Here is a 19614-nt window from a genome sequence, read left to right as displayed (position 1 = left end):
TATCAAATTTTGAGTAAAATTAGGAGGAACCCATGTCTACAGAACATATGGAAGAACTAAATGACCAGCAGATCGTTCGCCGTGAAAAAATGGCTGCGCTCCGTGAACAAGGAATCGATCCCTTCGGAAAACGTTTTGAACGTACTGCTAACTCACAAGAGCTTAAAGATAAATTTGCAGAACTTGATAAAGAACAATTACATGAATTAAATGAAACTGCTACTATCGCTGGACGCTTAGTAACCAAACGTGGAAAAGGGAAAGTTGGCTTTGCCCATCTTCAAGACCGAGAAGGTCAAATCCAAATCTACGTTCGTAAAGACGAAGTTGGTGAACAAAATTACGAAATCTTCAAAAAGGCTGACCTCGGTGACTTCCTCGGTGTCGAAGGTGAAGTCATGCGTACAGATATGGGAGAACTTTCTATCAAGGCAACTCACATTACACACTTGTCTAAAGCACTTCGCCCACTTCCAGAGAAATTCCACGGTTTGACTGACGTTGAAACAATTTATCGTAAACGTTACCTGGACTTGATTTCGAATCGTGAAAGCTTTGATCGCTTTGTCACTCGCTCAAAAATCATCTCTGAAATCCGTCGTTACCTTGACCAAAAAGGATTCCTTGAAGTGGAAACACCTGTTCTCCACAACGAAGCTGGGGGCGCTGCTGCTCGTCCATTTATCACACACCACAATGCACAGAACATTGACATGGTGCTTCGTATCGCTACTGAGCTTCACTTAAAACGCCTTATCGTTGGGGGTATGGAACGTGTCTATGAAATTGGCCGTATCTTCCGTAACGAAGGAATGGACGCCACTCACAACCCTGAGTTCACTTCCATTGAAGTCTACCAAGCTTATGCGGACTTCCAAGATATCATGGACTTGACGGAAGATATTATCCAACACGCTGCTAAATCAGTTAAGGGTGATGGTCCAGTAAACTATCAAGGAACTGAAATCAAAATTAACGAACCTTTCAAACGTGTTCACATGGTGGATGCTATCAAAGAAATTACCGGTGTTGATTTCTGGCAAGACATGACTTTCGAAGAAGCTAAAGCTATCGCTGCTGAGAAAAAAGTTCCAGTTGAGAAACACTACACTGAGGTTGGTCACATTATCAATGCTTTCTTTGAAGAGTTTGTTGAAGAAACCTTGATCCAACCAACCTTTGTCTATGGACATCCAGTAGCTGTATCTCCACTTGCGAAGAAAAATCCTGAAGACGAACGCTTTACTGACCGCTTTGAGCTTTTCATCATGACTAAGGAGTACGGTAATGCCTTTACCGAGTTGAACGATCCAATCGATCAGCTTAGCCGTTTTGAAGCTCAAGCTAAAGCTAAAGAGCTTGGGGACGATGAAGCAACGGGTATCGACTACGACTACATTGAGGCTCTTGAATACGGTATGCCACCAACAGGTGGTTTGGGTATCGGTATCGACCGTCTCTGCATGCTCCTCACTGATACAACCACTATCCGTGATGTCTTGCTTTTCCCAACAATGAAATAAACTCTTATCCTCTGGCCCTTGTCAGAGGATTTTTAATACTAAAAGAGACTGAGATAAACTCAATCTCTTTTTCTTATTCTTGATTTTTAACTTGACTGGTGGCTACATCTTCCCCAAACCATTATTGGCTGATCTCTTGGAACTTTCCTTCTTTGTATAGTGCAACAAAGGCTTTGTTCAAGGCAACTAGCAACGTTTTATCAGCAGGTCTAACACCAACTGAAAAAGACTCACTTTCAAATCCTGCTGAAAAGACATTATAGTTATTTAAAATTCCTTCAGACTGAAGGTAGTAATTGGCATAGACACGGTCAATCAACAAGGCATCAATACGATCATTTTTCAAATCAATTAAGGCTTCATTGAAACTTTGGTATTGATTGGCCTTCTGGTCTTTCACTCGATTCTTGAGTGGTTCTGGTTGTCGTTCAAAATTCAAATAGCCAGAAGATCCTGCCTGGGCCCCTAAAGTTTTGTCAGTCATATCCTGAATTGAGTGGATATTTTGAGACTTTTTAGAGACCAAAACTTGTTGATTTTCCATGTAAGGGATGGTAAAAGAAACCTTCTCTTTCCGTTCATCTGTTGCAGAATAACCATTCCAGATGGCATCAATGGTACCGTTTTGTAGTTCGGTTTCTTTCATATCCCAGTCGATGGGTTGAAATTTAATCTGAATTCCTAGCTTCTCAGAAACAGCTTGGGCTAGGTCAATATCAAAGCCCGCATATTGGCCGTTCTTTTCCTCAAATCCCATGGGAACAAAGGTATTGTCAAAGCCAATAGTAATGCTACCCTGCTTTTGATATTTGGCCCAATTATCCTGCTTCGGATCACTTGCCTTCTGAGTACAAGCCGTCAGGAAGAAGCTAAAGAACAGAGCAAGTACAAGAGCAATTTTCTTTCTCTTCATAGGCACCTCCTAGTCCTACTTTGGATCAACCTTAAGGATCTGATCAGCAATGTTTTCCGCAAACTGAAGATCGTGGGTTACAACAATCTGGGTCATGCCACGCTCTTTATTTTGAAGGATAAGTTTTTCCACTTCTAATCGTAGCTCAGGATCTAAAGCTGATGTCGGCTCATCATATCCGATAATTTCAGGTTCAATCATCATGGCACGCGCTAAAGCAACACGCTGTTTTTGCCCACCTGAAAGTGAGAATGGGATGGCATCTGCATGTCTTGCTAAACCAAGTTGTTCTAACAAACCGCGCGCCTTCTTCTCAGCAGCTTCCTTATTCATGCCCAACGTTTTTATGGGCGACAAGGTTAAGTTTTCGAGAACTGACAAATGCGGAAAGAGTTGAAAGTCTTGGAAAACAAATCCTAGTAGATTACGCTTTTCTAGTTCGTCTATAGCTAGCGATTCGCCATTATAGTAAATCTCTCCAGAATCGATGGTTTCCAATCCAGCTAGCATACGTAATAAAGTAGTCTTTCCACCACCTGATGGACCTACGATTGCGAGGATTTGTTTTTCGGGAATTGTTAGGCTGAAATTGGTTAAGATTTGTTTACCAGCAAAGGCTTTATTGATGTTTCGTAATTCTAACATAGCAGTCCTCCTATCTGTAATAACTGTACTTCTTCTCAAGTTTTTTCGCTACAATGGTTACGAGACCAATCATAATCAAATAAATCGCTCCAGCTAAAAACATAGGAACAAGATTGGCATCTCGATTGGCTGCTGTCCGACTAGCCAAGATCAAATCTGAGATTCCAAGGGCATAAACCAAAGAGGTATCCTTGACTAAACTCATAATCTCATTAAAGACACTCGGTAAGACGATCTTTGTCACCTGAGGAAGTATGATATACCGAACTGTCGCAACTGGACTAAACTTCAACACTTTTGCAGCCTCATACTGTCCTTTCGGAATAGTCTCAATACCTCCACGAAAGATTTCTGCAAAGTAGGCTGCATAGTTTAATACAAAAGCGATCACGGCAGCAGGAAGACGATCCAAACGTATCCCAATGCTAGGGAGAACATAGTAAATAAAGATTAATTGCAAGAGCAAGGGAGTTCCTCGCATCACCCAAATATAAAGGTCAATCAGATAATGGAGGGGTTTCCAATGGATTTGCAAGGCAAAAGCGATGATAATCCCTAAAGGAATTGAAAAGATCAAGACTAGAGCAAAGACTTGAATTGTCATACTTGCACCGTTCAATAAACTTGGTAAAATCTCGAATATATAAGACATACTACACCTCCTAAAAATAATTATTCCTATTATAGCATAAATAAACAGTTTAGCAAGCGAAAATATGTGAAAATTTCTATTGTTTTCAGAAAATAAAAAACTGTATCTATCCAAAGTGATGAGATACAGTTTTATATTATAGGGAATTTTTAAAGCGTTTCTATGAGTTCTTGCATCTGAACATCATCTGGAATCAGTTTTAAATATGCTTTTGCTTGCATCTTAGCTTCTTCGAAATACCCCAATTCACGTAAGAGATAAGTATATTGCTCTAAAAACTCTGGATTGTCCTTGAGGTCAGATGACAATTCTTGATAGAGCTCATAGGCCTTATCTAAATCCTCGATTTCCTGGTAAGAACGGGCAATCATCCACTTAGTAAGGAGATTTTCAGGTTCTTGACTTTGAAGAGCAATAATATCCTCAAATCGCTCTTGTTCCATATAAATGGTTGCGAGTCGGAGGAAAATCTCCTCAAGATCTTCTGCATCTTCTTTTGCAGTAAGGAGAAAGTCCTCCGCTGCCTTAGCATCATGCAATTCATAAGAAAACTGAGAAGCCGCTAGCAAGAGCCGAGTTTCAAACGGATTTTTCTCCAAACCCTGTTTAGCGATACGAAGGGCTTCTTCCACCTGATGTTCCTTGTGCAAGGCTTGACTATAACCATACTCATATCCTTCAAAATCAGGTGAAATGGTATCAATCTGCTTAAAGTAAAGAACAGATTTTTGATACTCTTCTTGGTCAAAGTAAAGACTAGCCAGTTCAAAAGCAGTTTGATCATCGTATTCTAGTTCTAAGGCTTTTTTTAGGAATTCAGTTGCAGCTTCAAACTTGCCTAACTGAGCATATGCGTAGCCGATTCGTTGGTAGGTTGATACGCCCGTTTGTTCGTAAATATAGCGGTTGTCCAACTGAGCGTAGCCTTGAATGGCTTCCTGATAGTTTCCTAACTCACTATCCAACTCAGCCAAACCAAAAACTAATAAGGCATCATCTGAGTAATTTAAGGCTTCCAGTAACTTTTCGCGTGCTACATCCGTCAAACCTTCCAGCTGATAGAGGTCTGCTTTCAAGGCCAAGGCCGATACATACCAATCACTATCTGGTGTGATTTCTTCCAGATAGGCAAAGGCTTCCTCAACATTGCCATCCTCGCTAGCAATGGTTGCCAGGTTCAGATTCACTTCTGGAAATTCTGTCACAATTTTTAGATAGATTTCCTTGGCTTGGGGATAAAAGCCAATTCCCTCAAGATAATTTGCTAATTCATAGAGAACTTCGGTCGGATCAGTTTCAAGCGCTTTACGAAAATACTGATCTGCTTTACTTAAATCCTGTTCATCCAAAGCCTGGAGCATGCGTTGACTATTGTTCACTCTTGATTTCCTCCCCTTCTTCTTCATACAAACCGCTGACCTTTTTGTACCAGTTAAAGATAGCAGAGATAACCACCTTAGCAGAGGCATAGACAGGGATTCCCAGCAAGACTCCCCAAATACCAAACATAGAACCTGAAGTTAGGAGAACAAAGAGAACATTGATAGGATGAATATTGAGTTGACTACCTAGAATAAGAGGTGAAACGAAGCGACCTTCAATCGTTTGCTCTACTATAAAGACTATCACAACTTTCAATAGCATGACAGGTCCTGCTATTAAACCTAAAACAAGGGCAGGCAGCATGGCAAGGAAACTACCTAGATAAGGGACTAGATTTAGAATACCAGCCGTTACACCTAGAGTGACAGCGTAGCGTAGACCGATAATCTTAAAGAAGATAATAAACATAATAGCTACAATAATAGCTACTGTAACCTGTCCTCTAACATAGTTTGACAGTTGTTTATTGACATCTGATAGGACTTCACCCACAGGTTCTTTTAACTTGTTTGGGATGAATTTAGTTAGGTAATCTCGCAAGCCTTTCCCATCTCTCAAAAGATAAAAGAGCATGAAGGGTACGATAATAACCGCTACAATAACCTGAGAAGCTCCGCTGATAAAAGAACTGACCCAGTTAACAGCTTGAGAAGAGATTTTGCTAGCCCACATCGTCGCTTCTGTAGAAACATTTGCAAGTACTTGCTCTAACTGCGGTCTAAAATCATCTGGCAAGCGTTTGGTTACAAGATCATTGATAACACGGTCAGCATCTTCGAGGTAGCTAGGCACATTCTTTGCAAAATTTAAGACTTGACGTTGCAGATTAGGAATAGCGACTGCCAGCCCCCAAATGATAAAAATTCCAATAATGACAAAAACAATACTGATAGCAAGCACACGATTGATTTTGTGCTTCTCCATCCAGTCCACAATCGGATTGAGGAGGTAATAAAGTAAACCAGATAAAATAACTGGTAACATGACAATCCCTAAAAAGTCTAAAACGGGTAAAAAAATAAAACTAATCTTACTTAAAATGAAAATGTTTAACCCCAGTAACAAGGTTACTAAAAATACAGTGATAGCTTTGTTATCTAAAAACCACTTGAAGAACCAAGATAGGCTAAAATGTTTCTCTTTATGTTCCATAAATACATCCTTTCTGTCATTCTCTCATTATACCATTTTTAATCTAAAATAACTCTTTTTTAAAGTGCTTACATAAAGAAGACTGATGCATCATGGCAGTTATTTTGTGGTATAATGAACTTATCATTATTAAGAGGTATGGACATGAAAGAAACTGTTTATTTTGGAACTTACACTCGTCGCTTATCTAAAGGGATTTACAAGGCAGATTTTGATACAGAAACAGGCCAGCTTGCAAACCTTGAACTTTTTGCTGCTGAACCCAGTCCGACCTACCTTGCCTTTGACCAGAAACAACACTTATACACCGTAGGAAGTCAGGATGGCTTAGGTGGCATCGCTGCTTACAAAACCGATGGCACTTTGTTAAATCATGTAGTTGAAGAAGGCGCTCCTCATTGTTATGTGGCAGTGGATGAAAAGCGTAGCCTCGTATACGGTGCCAACTATCATAAAGGTCAAGTTCTAGTTTATAAACGTCAAGCGGATGGTAGCCTCATCCAAACGGATCTAGATCAGCATAGCGGACAAGGTCCTCATGAAAACCAAACTTCCCCACATGTACACTATACAGACCTAACACCTGATCAGTATCTCGTGACATGTGACCTTGGTACGGATGAAGTAACGACCTACGATGTTACTCTAGAAGGCAAACTAAGTAAACTCAATACTTATCAAAGCCAGCCTGGAGCAGGCGCTCGTCACATCGTTTTTCATCACCACTATAAGATTGCCTATCTCATCTGCGAACTGAATAGCACTATTGAGGTCTTGATTTATGATGGTGTTGGTGAGTTTGAACGCATGCAAGTTATTTCGACCGTGCCGGACGGGTATAGGGGCTTTAACGGCACTGCTGCTATACGTCTTTCAAAAGATGGTAAATACCTCTATGCTTCCAACCGAGGCCATGATTCCATTGCAGTCTATACAATCCTCGCTGATGGTAGTCTGGAATTATTAGAAATCGTTCCAAGTCACGGTAAAACACCACGTGATTTTGATATCACACCTGATCAGGAATTTTTGATTGCTGTTCACCAAGATTCTGATAATGCAACGGTCTTTAAGCGCAACCCTGAAACTGGTCGTCTTGCAGAGCTTTCTAACGACTTCCATGTCCCAGAAGCAGTTTGCATCAGTTTTTCTAACTAAGATAAAAAAATGAACTTGAGTTTCAAGTTCATTTTTTATAGTTTATTTCTAACATTAATACGGTTAATGGCACGTTGAAGAGCAATCTTAGCACGTCGTTCTTGGTCTATTAAGTGCTTTTCATGGGCTTCTTCGATTTCTCGTTCGGCGCGAAGTTTGGCACGTTCCGCACGACTGATATCGATATCACGAGCACGCTCTGCTGAGTCGGCTACAATGGTAATGATGTCATTGGCAATCTCGATAATCCCTCCGTTCACTGCAATCCAGTTTACATGAGTATCATCATCGATTCGCTTTACCTTTACTTCATCAACCGCTAAAACCGCAATCATATTTTCATGTCGTGGCAAGATCCCCATCTCACCATCCAGAGTTCGAACCGATACAAAGCTGGCATGGTGATCATAGACGAGGCCATCTGGTGTCACGATCTGGACAGTTAACTGAGCCATAGGTCACCTCTTAAAATCCCATTTTCTCTGCCTTAGCAATGACGTCTTCGATTGAACCGACACCACGGAAGGCATCTTCTGGTAGATGGTCATGTTTCCCTTCAAGGATTTCCTTAAAGCCGCGAACTGTTTCCGCTACTGGTACATACGAACCAGGTTGGCCAGTAAATTGCTCCGCAACATTGAAGTTTTGTGACAAGAAGAACTGGATACGACGGGCACGAGCAACCAAGGTTTTTTCTTCATCAGAGAGTTCATCCATACCAAGGATAGCAATGATATCTTGCAATTCATGGTAACGTTGAAGAACACGTTTGACTTCCGCAGCAACAGCATAGTGCTCCTCACCAACAATCTCAGGTGCCAAGGCACGAGAGCTTGAAGCAAGTGGGTCAACGGCTGGGTAAATCCCCAATTGAACCAATTTACGTTCCAAGTTAGTTGTTGAGTCCAAGTGAGCGAAGGCTGTTGCTGGCGCTGGGTCAGTATAGTCATCCGCTGGCACATAGATGGCCTGGATAGAGGTTACAGACCCCTTCTTGGTTGAAGTGATACGTTCTTGCAATTGACCCATTTCTGTTGCGAGGGTTGGCTGATAACCAACGGCTGATGGCATACGACCCAAAAGGGCAGATACTTCTGAACCAGCTTGTGTGAAACGGAAAATGTTATCAATGAAGAGAAGAACGTCTTGACCTTCTACATCACGGAAGTATTCAGCGATTGTCAAACCAGTAAGGGCAACACGCATACGTGCTCCTGGTGGTTCATTCATCTGACCAAATACCATGGCTGTTTTCTCGATAACGCCTGATTCTTTCATTTCCCAGTAGAGGTCGTTCCCCTCACGGGTACGTTCCCCAACACCAGTAAATACGGAAATCCCACCGTGTTCTTGGGCAATATTGTGAATCAATTCTTGGATCAATACGGTTTTACCAACTCCGGCACCACCGAAGAGTCCGACTTTCCCCCCTTTAAGGTATGGGGCAAGAAGGTCGATAACCTTAATCCCAGTTTCAAGAATTTCAGAAGAGGTAGACAACTCATCAAAAGTCGGAGCTTTTTTATGAATTGGCTGACGCTCAGCGTCTTCAGCAAAAGGAGCATCCAAGTCAATGGTATCTCCCAAAACATTGAAGACACGTCCCAAAGTTTCTTTACCTACTGGAACAGAGATTGGACGGCCTGTGTCCAAAACTTCCATTCCACGAGTCAAACCATCAGTTGATTCCATGGCGATCGTACGGACCATACCATCTCCCAACTCCAAGGCTACTTCAAGGACGATTTTTGTTTTTCTTTCGTCATTTTTGTAGACGACAAGTGCATTGTTAATCTCAGGAAGTGTTTCCCCTGCTGCAAACAAGACGTCTACAACGGGTCCGATAACCTGAGCAATTTTACCTGAACTCATCTCCTTCTCCTATTCTATATAAGATACTGTCGGTTCCTAGCTCAACTAGGTCCTAATACTCTTTGAAAATCAAATTCAAACCACGTCAGCGTCGCCTTACCGTACTCAAGTACAGCCTACAGCTAGCTTCCTAGTTTGCCCTTTGATTTTCATTGAGTATAAGTTCATTTTCATACGAGCTGGACTAAAGCCTTATTCTAAGGCGCTAGCACCTGCTACAATTTCTGTAATTTCTTGTGTAATCGCCGCCTGTCTGGCACGGTTATACTGGATTGTCAAATCATTGATGACTTTCTTGGCATTATCAGTCGCTGTCTGCATAGCTGTCATACCTGCGGCATTTTCAGCTGTCTTGGCATCGATAATAGCCCCGTAAATCATACTTTCTGCAAACTGTGGCAACAACTGCTCTAGAATCTCATCACGACTCGTTTCCAACTCAAAGGTCAAGCTATACTCTTCATCCGCTTCATTTGGATCTAAGTCAACGATTGGAAGCATTTGTTCTACACGCATTTGGCTGGTGAGCGTATTAACGTGGTGATTGTAGCAGACATAGAGTTCGTCAAAAAGTTCATTTTGATACATTTCAATCGTTTTTGAAATAATTTTACGAACTTCATCAAAACTAGGTTGGTCAGCTAAGCCTCGTAATTCATAGATTGGTTGAATGCCACGAGCCTTGAAAAAGTCAGCTCCCATACCACCAATACAGATGACTTCAAAGTCATCTCCATTTGGATGATATTCTTCTTTCAACTCCATAACAGTTTTAAGGATGGAAGCATTGTAGCCTCCAACCAAACCACGATCCGAAGTGATGACAATATAGCCTGTCTTTTTTACTGGACGACTAATCAACATAGGATTGTTCGAACCACCAGCTCCATTTCCGTGAAGGATATCTGTCAAGAGTTTACGAACCTTTTGAGAGTATATTTGAAAGTTTCGAGCTGCTTCTTCAGAGCGACCTAACTTAGCAGCTGATACCATTTGCATGGCATTGGTGATTTGACTAGTATTCTTGGTTGAGGCGATTTTTGTTTTAATATCATTTAGAGATACTGCCATCTGACACCTCTATTCTTATTGGAAGCTGGATTGATTGAGAAACTCGGTAATCGCAGCATCCAAGACTGCTTCTTCTGGCAAGTCTTTTGTTTCACGAATGGTTTCCAAAATCTCTGGATGTTGTGCATCAAAGAAGGCATGGAACTCTTCCTCAAAGCGAACAATGTCATTTACAGGAACTGTATCCAAGAATCCGTGTGTCAAAGCATACAGGATTGTCACTTGTTTCTCAACAGGCAAAGGCTTGTGAACAGGTTGTTTCAATACTTCTACCGTACGACGACCACGATTCAACTTAGCTTGAGTAGCCGCATCCAAGTCAGAACCAAACTTAGTGAAGGCTTCCAACTCACGGTATGAAGCAAGGTCGATACGAAGAGTACCAGCAACCTTCTTCATGGCTTTAATCTGAGCGGAACCACCTACACGTGATACAGATGAACCCGCATCAATAGCTGGGCGAATACCTGCGTTAAAGAGTCCATCTCCAAGGAAGATTTGTCCATCTGTGATTGAAATCACGTTGGTTGCGATATAGGCAGAGATATCTCCTGCTTGCGTCTCAATAAATGGTAGGGCTGTGATTGATCCACCACCAAGCTCGTCAGAAACTTTAGCTGAGCGCTCAAGCAAACGGCTGTGGAGGTAGAAAACATCCCCTGGGAAGGCTTCACGGCCTGGTGGACGACGAAGCAAGAGAGAAAGTTCACGGTAAGCTACCGCTTGTTTTGAAAGATCATCATATACAATCAAAACATGCTTGCCTTGGTACATAAACTCTTCAGCCATAGCAACACCAGCATAAGGAGCTAGGAAGAGTAATGGAGAAGGTTGTGAAGCAGAGGCTGTCACAACGATTGTGTAGTCCAAGGCACCGTACTGACGAAGTGTTTCAACTTGCGTACGAACAGTTGACTCTTTTTGTCCAATCGCTACATAGATACAGATCATATCTTGACCTTTTTGGTTCAAGATGGTATCGATTGCAATGGTTGTTTTCCCTGTCTGACGGTCACCGATAATCAACTCACGTTGACCACGACCAATCGGAACAAGGGCATCAATAGCTTTCAAACCTGTTTGCAATGGTTCTGATACAGACTTACGTTGCATAACGCCAGGAGCCGGCGCTTCTACCGGACGAGACTTATCAGTATGGATTTCTCCAAGACCGTCAACTGGACGACCAAGCGGGTCGACAACACGTCCAATAAGGCCCTCACCAACAGGAACTTCCATGATTTTACCTGTACGACGAATAGTATCGCCTTCACGGATATCTGTAAAGTCACCTAAGATGATAATCCCAACGTCTGTAGACTCCAAGTTTTGCGCCATCCCATAAGAGCCATTTTCAAAAATCAACAGCTCTCCACTCATGGCATTTTCAAGGCCGTGAGCACGCGCAATTCCGTCCCCGATATAGGTTACAACACCTGTTTCCGATACATCAAAATTGGGTTTGAAATTTTCAATTTGTTGCTTAATTAAAGCGCTGATTTCTTGTGCGTTAATTGCCAAAAGAACACCACTTTCTATTTCAAATTTTCTTTAACAACTCGAAGTTGTTGTTTAATACTCACATCAATTGTCTTGTGATTAGCAAAAATGACAAAACCACCAATGAGTCCTTCATCAATTTGTTCTTTGACGCTCCGCACTTTCAGAGACATTTTTTTCTCTATCAATGGGAGCAGACGTTCCTTCTGTTCATCTGTTAAAGGATGGGCTGAAGAAATCGTGACTACAAAACGATTGGTCTCTTTTTCAAGGCGATTCAAACAATCAACAATGATATCATAAAAAAGATTTGCTCTGTGATTGTAAATCAGAACCTGAAAAAAGTTTTGCATTAAAGGTGACACAGAGTCTTGAAAGAAACCAACTGTTTTTTCCTTATCAGACTCATCAACTGCCACCTGAGCTAAAAAAGAAGGTAAGCCCGTTTCTTCTGCGACTTGCTTGATTTGATCCAAGTCTGAAAAAATCCGATCTTCTTCTCCTTTTTCAATCACTAATTGGACAAAAGGTATGCTGTACTTTTCAATTACCTTTGCTGTTTTCTTGTCCATTAGGCTTCTCCTAGCTGATCGATATACTGATCAATGAGTTCCTTATGAGCATGACTGTCAAGGTTTTTTGAGATGATTTTACCAGCGAGACTAATCGTCAAATCTGCCACCTCGCCCTTAACACTTTGCAAAGCTTCAGCTTTATTCTGAGCAATTTCTTGATTCGCCTTCTCTTTTAAGCGACCTGCTTCTACTTTAGCATCTGCCAGAATATCTGCTTTACTCTTCTCAGCAGTCTCTTTAGCATTCTCAATGATTGTTTTGGCTTCGTTGCGACTACCAGCCAATTCATCTTCTCGTTTTTGGGCAAGAGTTTCTGCTTTTTGACGAGCCTGTTCAGCTCCATCAATATCAGCAGCAATTTTATTTGCCCTTTCTTCGAAGACACTTGTCAGGTTTGACCACGCATATTTCTTAACTAAGACAATCAAAAGGATAAAAGAGCCAGCGATTAAAATAAAGTTACCAATTAATTCACCTACTGTTACGTGCATCTGTTACTCCTTTCTACTCTCCATCATTAATTTTATTTCCTAGATACATAGAAGACAAGACTGTGAATACATAAGCCTGAACACAGGAAATAAACACAGAAAACGCCGTCCAGACTAGATTGGTAACAAATGCGACTGGATACCAATAAAGAGCCTGATGAGAAAGTGTGATCAGCAAACTAGCCATCACTTCTCCGGCAAAGATATTTCCGAATACCCGCAAAGCAAGTGATAGGAAATTCGTGACTTCTTCAAGGAGATTCATCGGTGTCATAAAACCTGGGGTAACAAAGCCTTTCAGATACTTTTTAACACCACGACGACGAATTCCTTCTATATGGGTCATCAGGATAATTCCAAATGACAAGGCCAAGTCAAACTGAAGATTGGCAGTTGGCGATGTCCAAAGGTTTGTCCCATCTGTAGTTTGAAGTTTAGCCATCAAACCAAGATTGTTTGCGATAACCATAAAAAGAAATAAACACAAGTAAAAGAGTGAGTAATCTTTCATGTACCGTGAGCCTACATTAGGTTCAGTAAATCCGACTACGAAGTCATAGAGATACTCCAGTACATTTTGCTTTCCTTTGGGTTTCACTGTCATATTCCGACTTGCCCAATAGATAAAGCCAAAAATAACGACTACTGACAGCAAGGTCAATACTGTCAAGGTCAAATCAAAGGTAACAGGACCAATATTGATGGTTGGATTGATACTTTCTTCCATCTAAAATCCTCCCTTTTCCATTTTATACTTCTCTTTATTTGATGATAAATGAAAATACGAGAGTTACAAAGAATGTTCCTTCAATAAAGGCAATCCCCATGATCATTAAGCTACGCAATTGTGGAATGATGTCTGGTTGGCGAGCAGCTGATTTGAACAAACCGTTCATCAACATACCTTCTGCAAGGGATACACCCATACAGGCAAGACAAAGACCGAAAAATGTTAAATTCATGATGAATTCTCCTTTTATTTAAAATTTACTTACTTAGTTTAGTCCTAAAATTTTGATTTGTCAACTTTTTACTTACGTTGAAAGCGTTTCAGATAATATATTTCTATTTTTGCTATTTTTACACTGTTTTATAGAAAGTTTTTCCATTTTAGATTGCGAGTTTTTCTTGATTTTACTATATTTTCTGAAACAAACTGAAAAATCCAAGTTTAGAACTTGAATAGATTCAGTTTATTTAAAATAGTAGGAATAGTGTTGTTTACAACCTGGATTAAATGGAGCACTGCAGTAAGGACAAGCTATCTGTTTTTGGTATTCTTGGAAAGTCATAGTCCTCTTACAAACCCCACATAAGATTGGTCGATCCTCAGAAAGCGCCAAGGGGTAGGGTGAAAAAACATGTGTCTCCATAGCATTGTGACACTGATAGCATGCGTAGTATTTTTTGCATTCATAACACTGGAGTGAAACAATATCCTTTTCACTATGATAATGAACACATCTGCTTTCATCATCTACCAATAAACCTTGAGCTTGTATCATTCCCTTTTCCTTATCTAGGCACGAACTGTAACACTTGTCCCGTCTTCCTTATAGAGGTTGATGAGCCCTTCTTTTAGAGCACGAACCATGTCACCTGCTTGAACAGGTTGTGGAACCTTGATTGTCAAGAGTTCCATTGGATTTGGAGCACGATCGATTTTATTTCCCTTTGCATCGTGAAGATCCTCAATATAGGTTTCAAAATGTCGGAAACCTGGTCCGTAAAACTCCACTTGGTCGCCTTCATTGATTACGTTGCGTTGACGAATAGTTGCTGTCTGGGTTGCTTCATCATAAGAAACGACTTCTGCGACAAACTTGTACTCAGGAATCTTACGACGAGCGCCAAATAACTGTTCGTTTTCTGTAGGTGTACCATAGTAGAAACCTGTTGCCAATTCACGTTGAGCAACCTTCCACATCTCGTCCACCAAGTCTTGTTTGATGGCTTCAAATTTCTCAGGACTTTCGAGATAAGCATCTACAGCCGCCTTGTAGCAGTTGGTTACAGTTGAAACATAGTGGATAGACTTCATACGACCTTCAATCTTGAGACTGTCTACACCGTTTTCGATCATATCTGGAATATGATCAATCATGGACATGTCAACGGCTGACATTGAAAATTCTTCTGGAATTTCACCTTTAAGACTCTTGCGTTCTTGACCAAATGGCATGTCGTAAAGATCGTATTTCCAACGGCAAGACTGTGAACAACCACCACGGTTGGCATCACGCATACTCATGTGGTTTGATAGCGTACAGCGACCTGAGTAAGAAATACACATGGCTCCGTGGACAAAGGCCTCAATCTCAACGTCTGTACGTTTGCGAATTTCTGCCAATTCTTCCATTGAAACTTCACGAGCCAAAACCACGCGAGTTAGACCAAGTTCTTTCCAGAACTCTAGAGTTTCATAGTTAGTGGCACTTGCTTGGGTAGAGAGGTGGATTTCTAAACCTGGTGCTTCTGTTGCTGCAATCATAATCAAGGCTGGATCTGACACGATAACTGCGGCAATCCCGATGTCACGCAACTTACGGAACCATTCTCCAGCACCAGCTTCGTTTCCTTCGTGCATTACCATGTTAGCAGCCACATAGACCTTGGCACCGTACTTTGCAGCAAACTGGACACCTTCTTCCATCTGTTCAAAGGTAAAGTTTCCTGCACGGCTACGAAGACCATAGGCCTGTCCACCGATGAAGACTGCGTCCGCACCATATTGAACAGCTACTTTCAGCTTCTCTAAAGTCCCTGCAGGTGATAAAACCTCAGGACGTTTTAATGTTTTTGTCATTTTTTCTCCTATTTGCAATATAAAAGTTTGACGTTTTTCCTTCTCATTTTATAGTAAATAATGAATAAAATCAAGCCTAGACAGATTGTTTTGACAATTCTAATCTTCTTAGAAACTAAAAACTAGTCTTTTAAGACTAGTTGTTTTCAAGATAAAATTCAAAACGTTCACCCACATACTGACTCTTGACATATTCAAAAGCCGTACCATCATCGAGATAGGAAACCTGAGTCAAGGCTAAAATGGCATGCCCTTTTTCGACTTCTAAGTAATGGGCAATCTTTTCCTTAGCCAATCTCGCATAAATAGTCTGTTGGGATTTTCCAATTCGGTAACCATGTTCTTGCAAGGTCTGAAAGAAATGACTGGTTACTTCTTCTTTTTTAAAATTCTTAATAAACTTTTCAGGGATAGAAGCTACTTCATAGACCAGTGGAACTTGATCGGCGTAACGCACCCGTTCCATACGGATGATATTTTCAGTTGGTGAAATACCTAGCTTTGCCACTTCCTGCTCATTGGGAATGGTTCTCCTGTAAGAAATGAGCTGACTAGAGGGAACTTTCCCTTGGGATTTGACAATCTCCGTAAAACTAGTGGTGCCCCGCATTTTTTCTTGAACCCGAGTGCTAGAAACAAAGGTTCCGCTTCCAACACGACGCTCCAAAACCCCCTCCTCAACCAAGAGAGAGATGGCTTGTCGCAAGGTCATTCGACTGACTTGAAACTGGTCTGCAAGATCCCGTTCACTTGGCAGTCTTTCTCCTATCATCCAACGATGCTCGTCGATATCTTTTTTTATCTGATCGTGGATTTTCATATAAGCTGGTAACATGCTTTTCACTTCTTTTCTTTGTTTTCTCTATTGTACCGTATTTAATTAGAAAAAGTCAAACTTTGCCTTGTTTAGTTGGTAATTCACCCCTATTTGTGATAAAATATTGAAAAAGATATTTCTTTTGAGAAAGGAAAAAGATGAGCAAGATTTCAACTGATTTGCAAGATGTCGAAAAAATCATCGTACTGGACTATGGTAGCCAATACAACCAGCTAATTTCACGCCGTATCCGTGAAATTGGTGTTTTTTCAGAGCTAAAAAGCCATAAGATTTCAGCAGCAGAGGTTCGTGCCATTAACCCTGTAGGAATCATTCTCTCAGGTGGACCAAATTCTGTTTATGAAGAGGGATCATTTGATATTGACCCAGAAATTTTTGAACTTGGTATTCCAATTTTGGGAATCTGCTATGGTATGCAACTTCTTACCCACAAACTTGGAGGTAAGGTTGTCCCAGCAGGTGATGCTGGAAACCGCGAGTATGGTCAATCCCCACTTACTCACACTCCTTCTGCCCTCTTTGAAGGGACTCCTGAAGAACAGATAGTTTTGATGAGCCATGGCGATGCTGTTACAGAGATTCCAGCTAATTTTGTTCGTACTGGAACTTCTGCTGACTGTCCTTATGCAGCTATTGAAAATCCTGACAAACATATCTACGGTATCCAATTCCATCCAGAGGTTCGCCATTCTGTCTATGGAAATGATATCCTTCGCAACTTTGCCCTTCATATCTGTAAGGCTAAAGGCGACTGGTCAATGGACAACTTCATCGAGATGCAGATTCAAAAAATCCGTGAAACTGTTGGAGACAAACGTGTCCTTCTCGGTCTATCTGGTGGTGTTGACTCTTCTGTCGTTGGCGTTCTTCTCCAGAAAGCAATCGGCGATCAATTGATCTGTATCTTTGTAGACCACGGTCTTCTTCGTAAAGGGGAAGCAGACCAAGTTATGGACATGCTTGGTGGTAAGTTTGGTTTGAATATCGTCAAAGCAGACGCTGCAAAACGCTTCCTTGACAAACTTGCTGGCATTTCTGACCCTGAACAAAAACGGAAGATCATCGGTAACGAATTTGTTTATGTCTTTGATGACGAAGCAAGCAAGCTCAAAGATGTGAAATTCCTTGCTCAGGGAACGCTTTACACTGACGTGATTGAGTCTGGAACTGATACAGCCCAAACCATCAAATCACACCACAACGTTGGTGGTCTTCCAGAAGACATGCAGTTTGAACTGATTGAACCATTGAACACTCTTTATAAAGACGAAGTCCGTGCCCTCGGTACAGAGCTTGGTATGCCAGACCACATCGTATGGCGCCAACCATTCCCAGGACCAGGACTTGCGATCCGTGTCATGGGTGAAATCACTGAAGAAAAACTTGAAACAGTCCGTGAATCAGACGCAATCCTTCGTGAAGAAATTGCCAAAGCTGGTCTTGACCGCGATATCTGGCAATATTTCACTGTCAACACAGGCGTTCGTTCAGTAGGTGTTATGGGTGATGGTCGTACTTATGATTACACAATCGCCATTCGTGCAATCACTTCTATCGATGGTATGACAGCTGACTTTGCCAAAATTCCTTGGGATGTCCTTCAAAAGATTTCTGTACGTATCGTAAACGAAGTGGATCACGTCAACCGTATCGTCTACGACATCACAAGTAAACCACCTGCAACTGTTGAGTGGGAGTAAAATATAAGAGTAACTTTGGCTACGAAACCTTAATTTAACAGCATTTGAATTGTTTTAATTGGTCTTAAAAATGGGGTGAATTCATTTGAATTGTCTCCAAAGTGTCTCCAAAAGAAGTTCGATTTATGAACTTCTTTTTTATTTCATTTTGATAGAGGTATACAAAAGGCAGGTATTTACACCCGCCTCGTTTTTTTATATAGCTTTAACATTAGTATTTATTCCCCGAGATAATTTCAAAAATATCTAATCCTTGTTCGATTTGCTCGTTTAATTTTTTTACTTTTTGTGTCGCAATTTGCTTATAGTCATCTAAAGGAATTTTTTCAAATGAAAAATCGTTATAAAAATAGTTGTCTAATTTTTCTTTTTGTTTATTGCTTAACTCTCTAGAAAATGTGATGTGAATCAAACAATCACCTTCTAGTCCAATTCTTTCCACTACACTATGTTTAATGTATTCTCCAGACTTAGAAATGTAAAAGTTATCAATTTCCTTCATTTCAATTTTTCTTATAGAACTACCAAATGCTGGGGCATCTTTTTTATAGTGAAAAATGTATATTGGTTGTGTAGGCATAGATTCCCAAGCTCTATTACTAGGCAGAGAAAGTAACTTTTTTTCTGATTTTTCAATAAGCTGTTTATAATAAACTATATCACTTTCACGCTCCTCAGCTTTTAGTATTATGCTGTTTCGAGGAAGAATTTGGCTAACATTTTTTTTTTGCTTCATTACTGAGTAATAGATGTCAATTCCTGCATTATACGCTTCTCTTGCATCACGTTCTCGATATATACTGAGTTTAATATCGTAATGTTTGTAATTGTCACAGCATAATGCCATTAAAATGTATGATGAAAGTGTATAAGTTGCTCCTCCATAGTGGTCTTGTTCATAAAAATATCCTAAATTCAAATCCTTAAGGAATACATCTATTTTCCCAAGATCTAATTCGTAAAGATTTTTTCCTTTATATTCAATGGGTACAAATTTATGAGAAGAAATTTTTATGTCTCTATCAGCTATAAGATAGTTGAGACTACCGCCATTTTTTAATAAATAAGTAATACTCTCATACGTTTGATAATCGTAACCTATGTTTTCTTTTCCATTGTCAACAAACAATATTGGAGAATCTGACATTTTAGTTAATGCAAGTTCCTTTACATTTGTATATGAAACGGATTCTAGTTTTTCTTTTTTCTGATTCAGTCTATCTTTAATCCAGTTGATTATGTACATTGTCCACCTCGCTACACTCCTTACCCCTAACCAGTAACCAGTATGTCCAGTCTTAGGGAAATTATTTTTCTTTAATAATTTCTTCATAT

Annotated in this window: 20 protein-coding genes; 3 read left to right on the top strand and 17 right to left on the bottom strand. The window is 40.6% G+C overall.

What is annotated here, in order from left to right; genetic code table 11:
• Positions 1-32 precede the first annotated feature (32 nt).
• Entirely contained in the window at positions 33-1523 is a 1491-nt protein-coding gene (lysS, locus tag HMPREF8571_RS06710; protein ID WP_000102444.1) for a lysine--tRNA ligase, read from the top strand.
• Between the two features lie 121 nt (positions 1524-1644).
• Here the strand turns inward: lysS and HMPREF8571_RS06705 are convergent, their stop codons facing one another.
• The 5 genes from HMPREF8571_RS06705 to HMPREF8571_RS06685 all read right to left on the bottom strand — a co-directional run bounded on the left by HMPREF8571_RS06705 (position 1645) and on the right by HMPREF8571_RS06685 (position 6268).
• The gene (locus HMPREF8571_RS06705; protein ID WP_000823409.1) at positions 1645-2436 is read right to left on the bottom strand and encodes an amino acid ABC transporter substrate-binding protein; all 792 of its coding nucleotides are present in this window, start codon (positions 2434-2436) and stop codon (positions 1645-1647) included.
• A 15-nt stretch (positions 2437-2451) separates the two neighbouring features.
• The gene (locus HMPREF8571_RS06700; protein WP_000891737.1) at positions 2452-3081 is read right to left on the bottom strand and encodes an amino acid ABC transporter ATP-binding protein; all 630 of its coding nucleotides are present in this window, start codon (positions 3079-3081) and stop codon (positions 2452-2454) included.
• Between the two features lie 10 nt (positions 3082-3091).
• Positions 3092-3733, bottom strand: a complete 642-nt coding sequence (locus HMPREF8571_RS06695; protein WP_000120357.1) for an amino acid ABC transporter permease — start codon at positions 3731-3733, stop codon at positions 3092-3094.
• Between the two features lie 149 nt (positions 3734-3882).
• Positions 3883-5112, bottom strand: coding sequence for a tetratricopeptide repeat protein (locus HMPREF8571_RS06690; RefSeq protein ID WP_001065974.1), 1230 nt, complete (start codon positions 5110-5112; stop codon positions 3883-3885).
• Positions 5102-6268: an AI-2E family transporter gene (locus tag HMPREF8571_RS06685; RefSeq protein WP_004240074.1), complete on the bottom strand. Its 1167-nt coding sequence runs from the start codon at positions 6266-6268 to the stop codon at positions 5102-5104. Before HMPREF8571_RS06685 ends, HMPREF8571_RS06690 begins: the two co-directional genes overlap by 11 nt.
• Positions 6269-6412: 144 nt before the next feature.
• Here HMPREF8571_RS06685 and HMPREF8571_RS06680 point away from each other — a divergent pair, with 144 nt between their 5' ends.
• Positions 6413-7426, top strand: a complete 1014-nt coding sequence (locus HMPREF8571_RS06680; RefSeq protein WP_000665596.1) for a lactonase family protein — start codon at positions 6413-6415, stop codon at positions 7424-7426.
• A 35-nt stretch (positions 7427-7461) separates the two neighbouring features.
• Here HMPREF8571_RS06680 and HMPREF8571_RS06675 read toward each other — a convergent pair whose 3' ends face one another.
• The 11 genes from HMPREF8571_RS06675 to HMPREF8571_RS06630 form a co-directional block, all read right to left on the bottom strand.
• Positions 7462-7881, bottom strand: a complete 420-nt coding sequence (locus HMPREF8571_RS06675) for a F0F1 ATP synthase subunit epsilon (RefSeq protein WP_000068035.1) — start codon at positions 7879-7881, stop codon at positions 7462-7464.
• A 10-nt stretch (positions 7882-7891) separates the two neighbouring features.
• A complete protein-coding gene (atpD, locus tag HMPREF8571_RS06670) occupies positions 7892-9298 on the bottom strand; it encodes a F0F1 ATP synthase subunit beta (RefSeq protein ID WP_000094371.1) in 1407 nt (468 codons plus the stop codon).
• A 192-nt stretch (positions 9299-9490) separates the two neighbouring features.
• Positions 9491-10369: a F0F1 ATP synthase subunit gamma gene (locus HMPREF8571_RS06665; RefSeq protein WP_000301206.1), complete on the bottom strand. Its 879-nt coding sequence runs from the start codon at positions 10367-10369 to the stop codon at positions 9491-9493.
• Between the two features lie 15 nt (positions 10370-10384).
• On the bottom strand, positions 10385-11890 hold the full coding sequence (gene atpA, locus HMPREF8571_RS06660; RefSeq protein ID WP_000996623.1) for a F0F1 ATP synthase subunit alpha: 1506 nt from the start codon (positions 11888-11890) through the stop codon (positions 10385-10387).
• 14 nt (positions 11891-11904) lie between these two features.
• Complete coding sequence (locus HMPREF8571_RS06655; RefSeq protein WP_000358977.1) at positions 11905-12441, bottom strand: F0F1 ATP synthase subunit delta; 537 nt, start codon at positions 12439-12441, stop codon at positions 11905-11907.
• On the bottom strand, positions 12441-12935 hold the full coding sequence (gene atpF, locus HMPREF8571_RS06650) for a F0F1 ATP synthase subunit B (RefSeq protein ID WP_000558543.1): 495 nt from the start codon (positions 12933-12935) through the stop codon (positions 12441-12443). The genes HMPREF8571_RS06655 and atpF overlap by 1 nt, the downstream gene beginning before the upstream one ends.
• A gap of 13 nt (positions 12936-12948) precedes the next feature.
• Positions 12949-13662 carry a F0F1 ATP synthase subunit A gene (gene atpB / locus HMPREF8571_RS06645; RefSeq protein ID WP_000392868.1) on the bottom strand — a complete coding sequence of 238 codons (714 nt, stop codon included), beginning with the start codon at positions 13660-13662 and terminating at the stop codon, positions 12949-12951.
• A 34-nt stretch (positions 13663-13696) separates the two neighbouring features.
• Positions 13697-13897 (bottom strand): F0F1 ATP synthase subunit C, encoded by a 201-nt coding sequence (locus HMPREF8571_RS06640; RefSeq protein ID WP_001054555.1) that lies wholly within the window; start codon positions 13895-13897, stop codon positions 13697-13699.
• A gap of 231 nt (positions 13898-14128) precedes the next feature.
• A complete protein-coding gene (locus tag HMPREF8571_RS11100) occupies positions 14129-14440 on the bottom strand; it encodes a CHY zinc finger protein (RefSeq protein WP_080542779.1) in 312 nt (103 codons plus the stop codon).
• A gap of 14 nt (positions 14441-14454) precedes the next feature.
• Positions 14455-15741, bottom strand: a complete 1287-nt coding sequence (locus HMPREF8571_RS06635; RefSeq protein ID WP_000169102.1) for a peptidase U32 family protein — start codon at positions 15739-15741, stop codon at positions 14455-14457.
• A 136-nt stretch (positions 15742-15877) separates the two neighbouring features.
• On the bottom strand, positions 15878-16576 hold the full coding sequence (locus tag HMPREF8571_RS06630; protein WP_000936197.1) for a GntR family transcriptional regulator: 699 nt from the start codon (positions 16574-16576) through the stop codon (positions 15878-15880).
• A gap of 140 nt (positions 16577-16716) precedes the next feature.
• Here HMPREF8571_RS06630 and guaA point away from each other — a divergent pair, with 140 nt between their 5' ends.
• Entirely contained in the window at positions 16717-18279 is a 1563-nt protein-coding gene (gene guaA, locus HMPREF8571_RS06625) for a glutamine-hydrolyzing GMP synthase (RefSeq protein ID WP_000036614.1), read from the top strand.
• 211 nt (positions 18280-18490) lie between these two features.
• Here guaA and HMPREF8571_RS06620 read toward each other — a convergent pair whose 3' ends face one another.
• On the bottom strand, positions 18491-19612 hold the full coding sequence (locus HMPREF8571_RS06620; protein ID WP_000734884.1) for a hypothetical protein: 1122 nt from the start codon (positions 19610-19612) through the stop codon (positions 18491-18493).
• Positions 19613-19614 lie beyond the last annotated feature (2 nt).

Origin of the sequence: Streptococcus mitis ATCC 6249, assembly GCF_000146585.1 — a bacterium.
Lineage (GTDB): Bacteria > Bacillota > Bacilli > Lactobacillales > Streptococcaceae > Streptococcus > Streptococcus mitis_AZ.
The sequence above is the reverse complement of the archived record's forward strand: the minus strand, read 5'-3'. Positions and strand labels throughout refer to the sequence as shown.

Coding starts and splice junctions, on each gene's coding strand:
- lysS (WP_000102444.1), top strand. CDS start 33: ATGTCTACAGAACATATGGAAGAACTAAATGACCAGCAGATCGTTCGC.
- atpB (WP_000392868.1), bottom strand. CDS start 13,662: ATGGAAGAAAGTATCAATCCAACCATCAATATTGGTCCTGTTACCTTT.
- HMPREF8571_RS06630 (WP_000936197.1), bottom strand. CDS start 16,576: ATGTTACCAGCTTATATGAAAATCCACGATCAGATAAAAAAAGATATC.
- HMPREF8571_RS06665 (WP_000301206.1), bottom strand. CDS start 10,369: ATGGCAGTATCTCTAAATGATATTAAAACAAAAATCGCCTCAACCAAG.
- HMPREF8571_RS06640 (WP_001054555.1), bottom strand. CDS start 13,897: ATGAATTTAACATTTTTCGGTCTTTGTCTTGCCTGTATGGGTGTATCC.
- atpF (WP_000558543.1), bottom strand. CDS start 12,935: ATGCACGTAACAGTAGGTGAATTAATTGGTAACTTTATTTTAATCGCT.
- HMPREF8571_RS06655 (WP_000358977.1), bottom strand. CDS start 12,441: ATGGACAAGAAAACAGCAAAGGTAATTGAAAAGTACAGCATACCTTTT.
- HMPREF8571_RS06705 (WP_000823409.1), bottom strand. CDS start 2,436: ATGAAGAGAAAGAAAATTGCTCTTGTACTTGCTCTGTTCTTTAGCTTC.
- HMPREF8571_RS06700 (WP_000891737.1), bottom strand. CDS start 3,081: ATGTTAGAATTACGAAACATCAATAAAGCCTTTGCTGGTAAACAAATC.
- HMPREF8571_RS06685 (WP_004240074.1), bottom strand. CDS start 6,268: ATGGAACATAAAGAGAAACATTTTAGCCTATCTTGGTTCTTCAAGTGG.
- HMPREF8571_RS11100 (WP_080542779.1), bottom strand. CDS start 14,440: ATGATACAAGCTCAAGGTTTATTGGTAGATGATGAAAGCAGATGTGTT.
- HMPREF8571_RS06620 (WP_000734884.1), bottom strand. CDS start 19,612: ATGAAGAAATTATTAAAGAAAAATAATTTCCCTAAGACTGGACATACT.
- HMPREF8571_RS06695 (WP_000120357.1), bottom strand. CDS start 3,733: ATGTCTTATATATTCGAGATTTTACCAAGTTTATTGAACGGTGCAAGT.
- HMPREF8571_RS06675 (WP_000068035.1), bottom strand. CDS start 7,881: ATGGCTCAGTTAACTGTCCAGATCGTGACACCAGATGGCCTCGTCTAT.
- guaA (WP_000036614.1), top strand. CDS start 16,717: ATGAGCAAGATTTCAACTGATTTGCAAGATGTCGAAAAAATCATCGTA.
- atpD (WP_000094371.1), bottom strand. CDS start 9,298: ATGAGTTCAGGTAAAATTGCTCAGGTTATCGGACCCGTTGTAGACGTC.
- HMPREF8571_RS06635 (WP_000169102.1), bottom strand. CDS start 15,741: ATGACAAAAACATTAAAACGTCCTGAGGTTTTATCACCTGCAGGGACT.
- HMPREF8571_RS06680 (WP_000665596.1), top strand. CDS start 6,413: ATGAAAGAAACTGTTTATTTTGGAACTTACACTCGTCGCTTATCTAAA.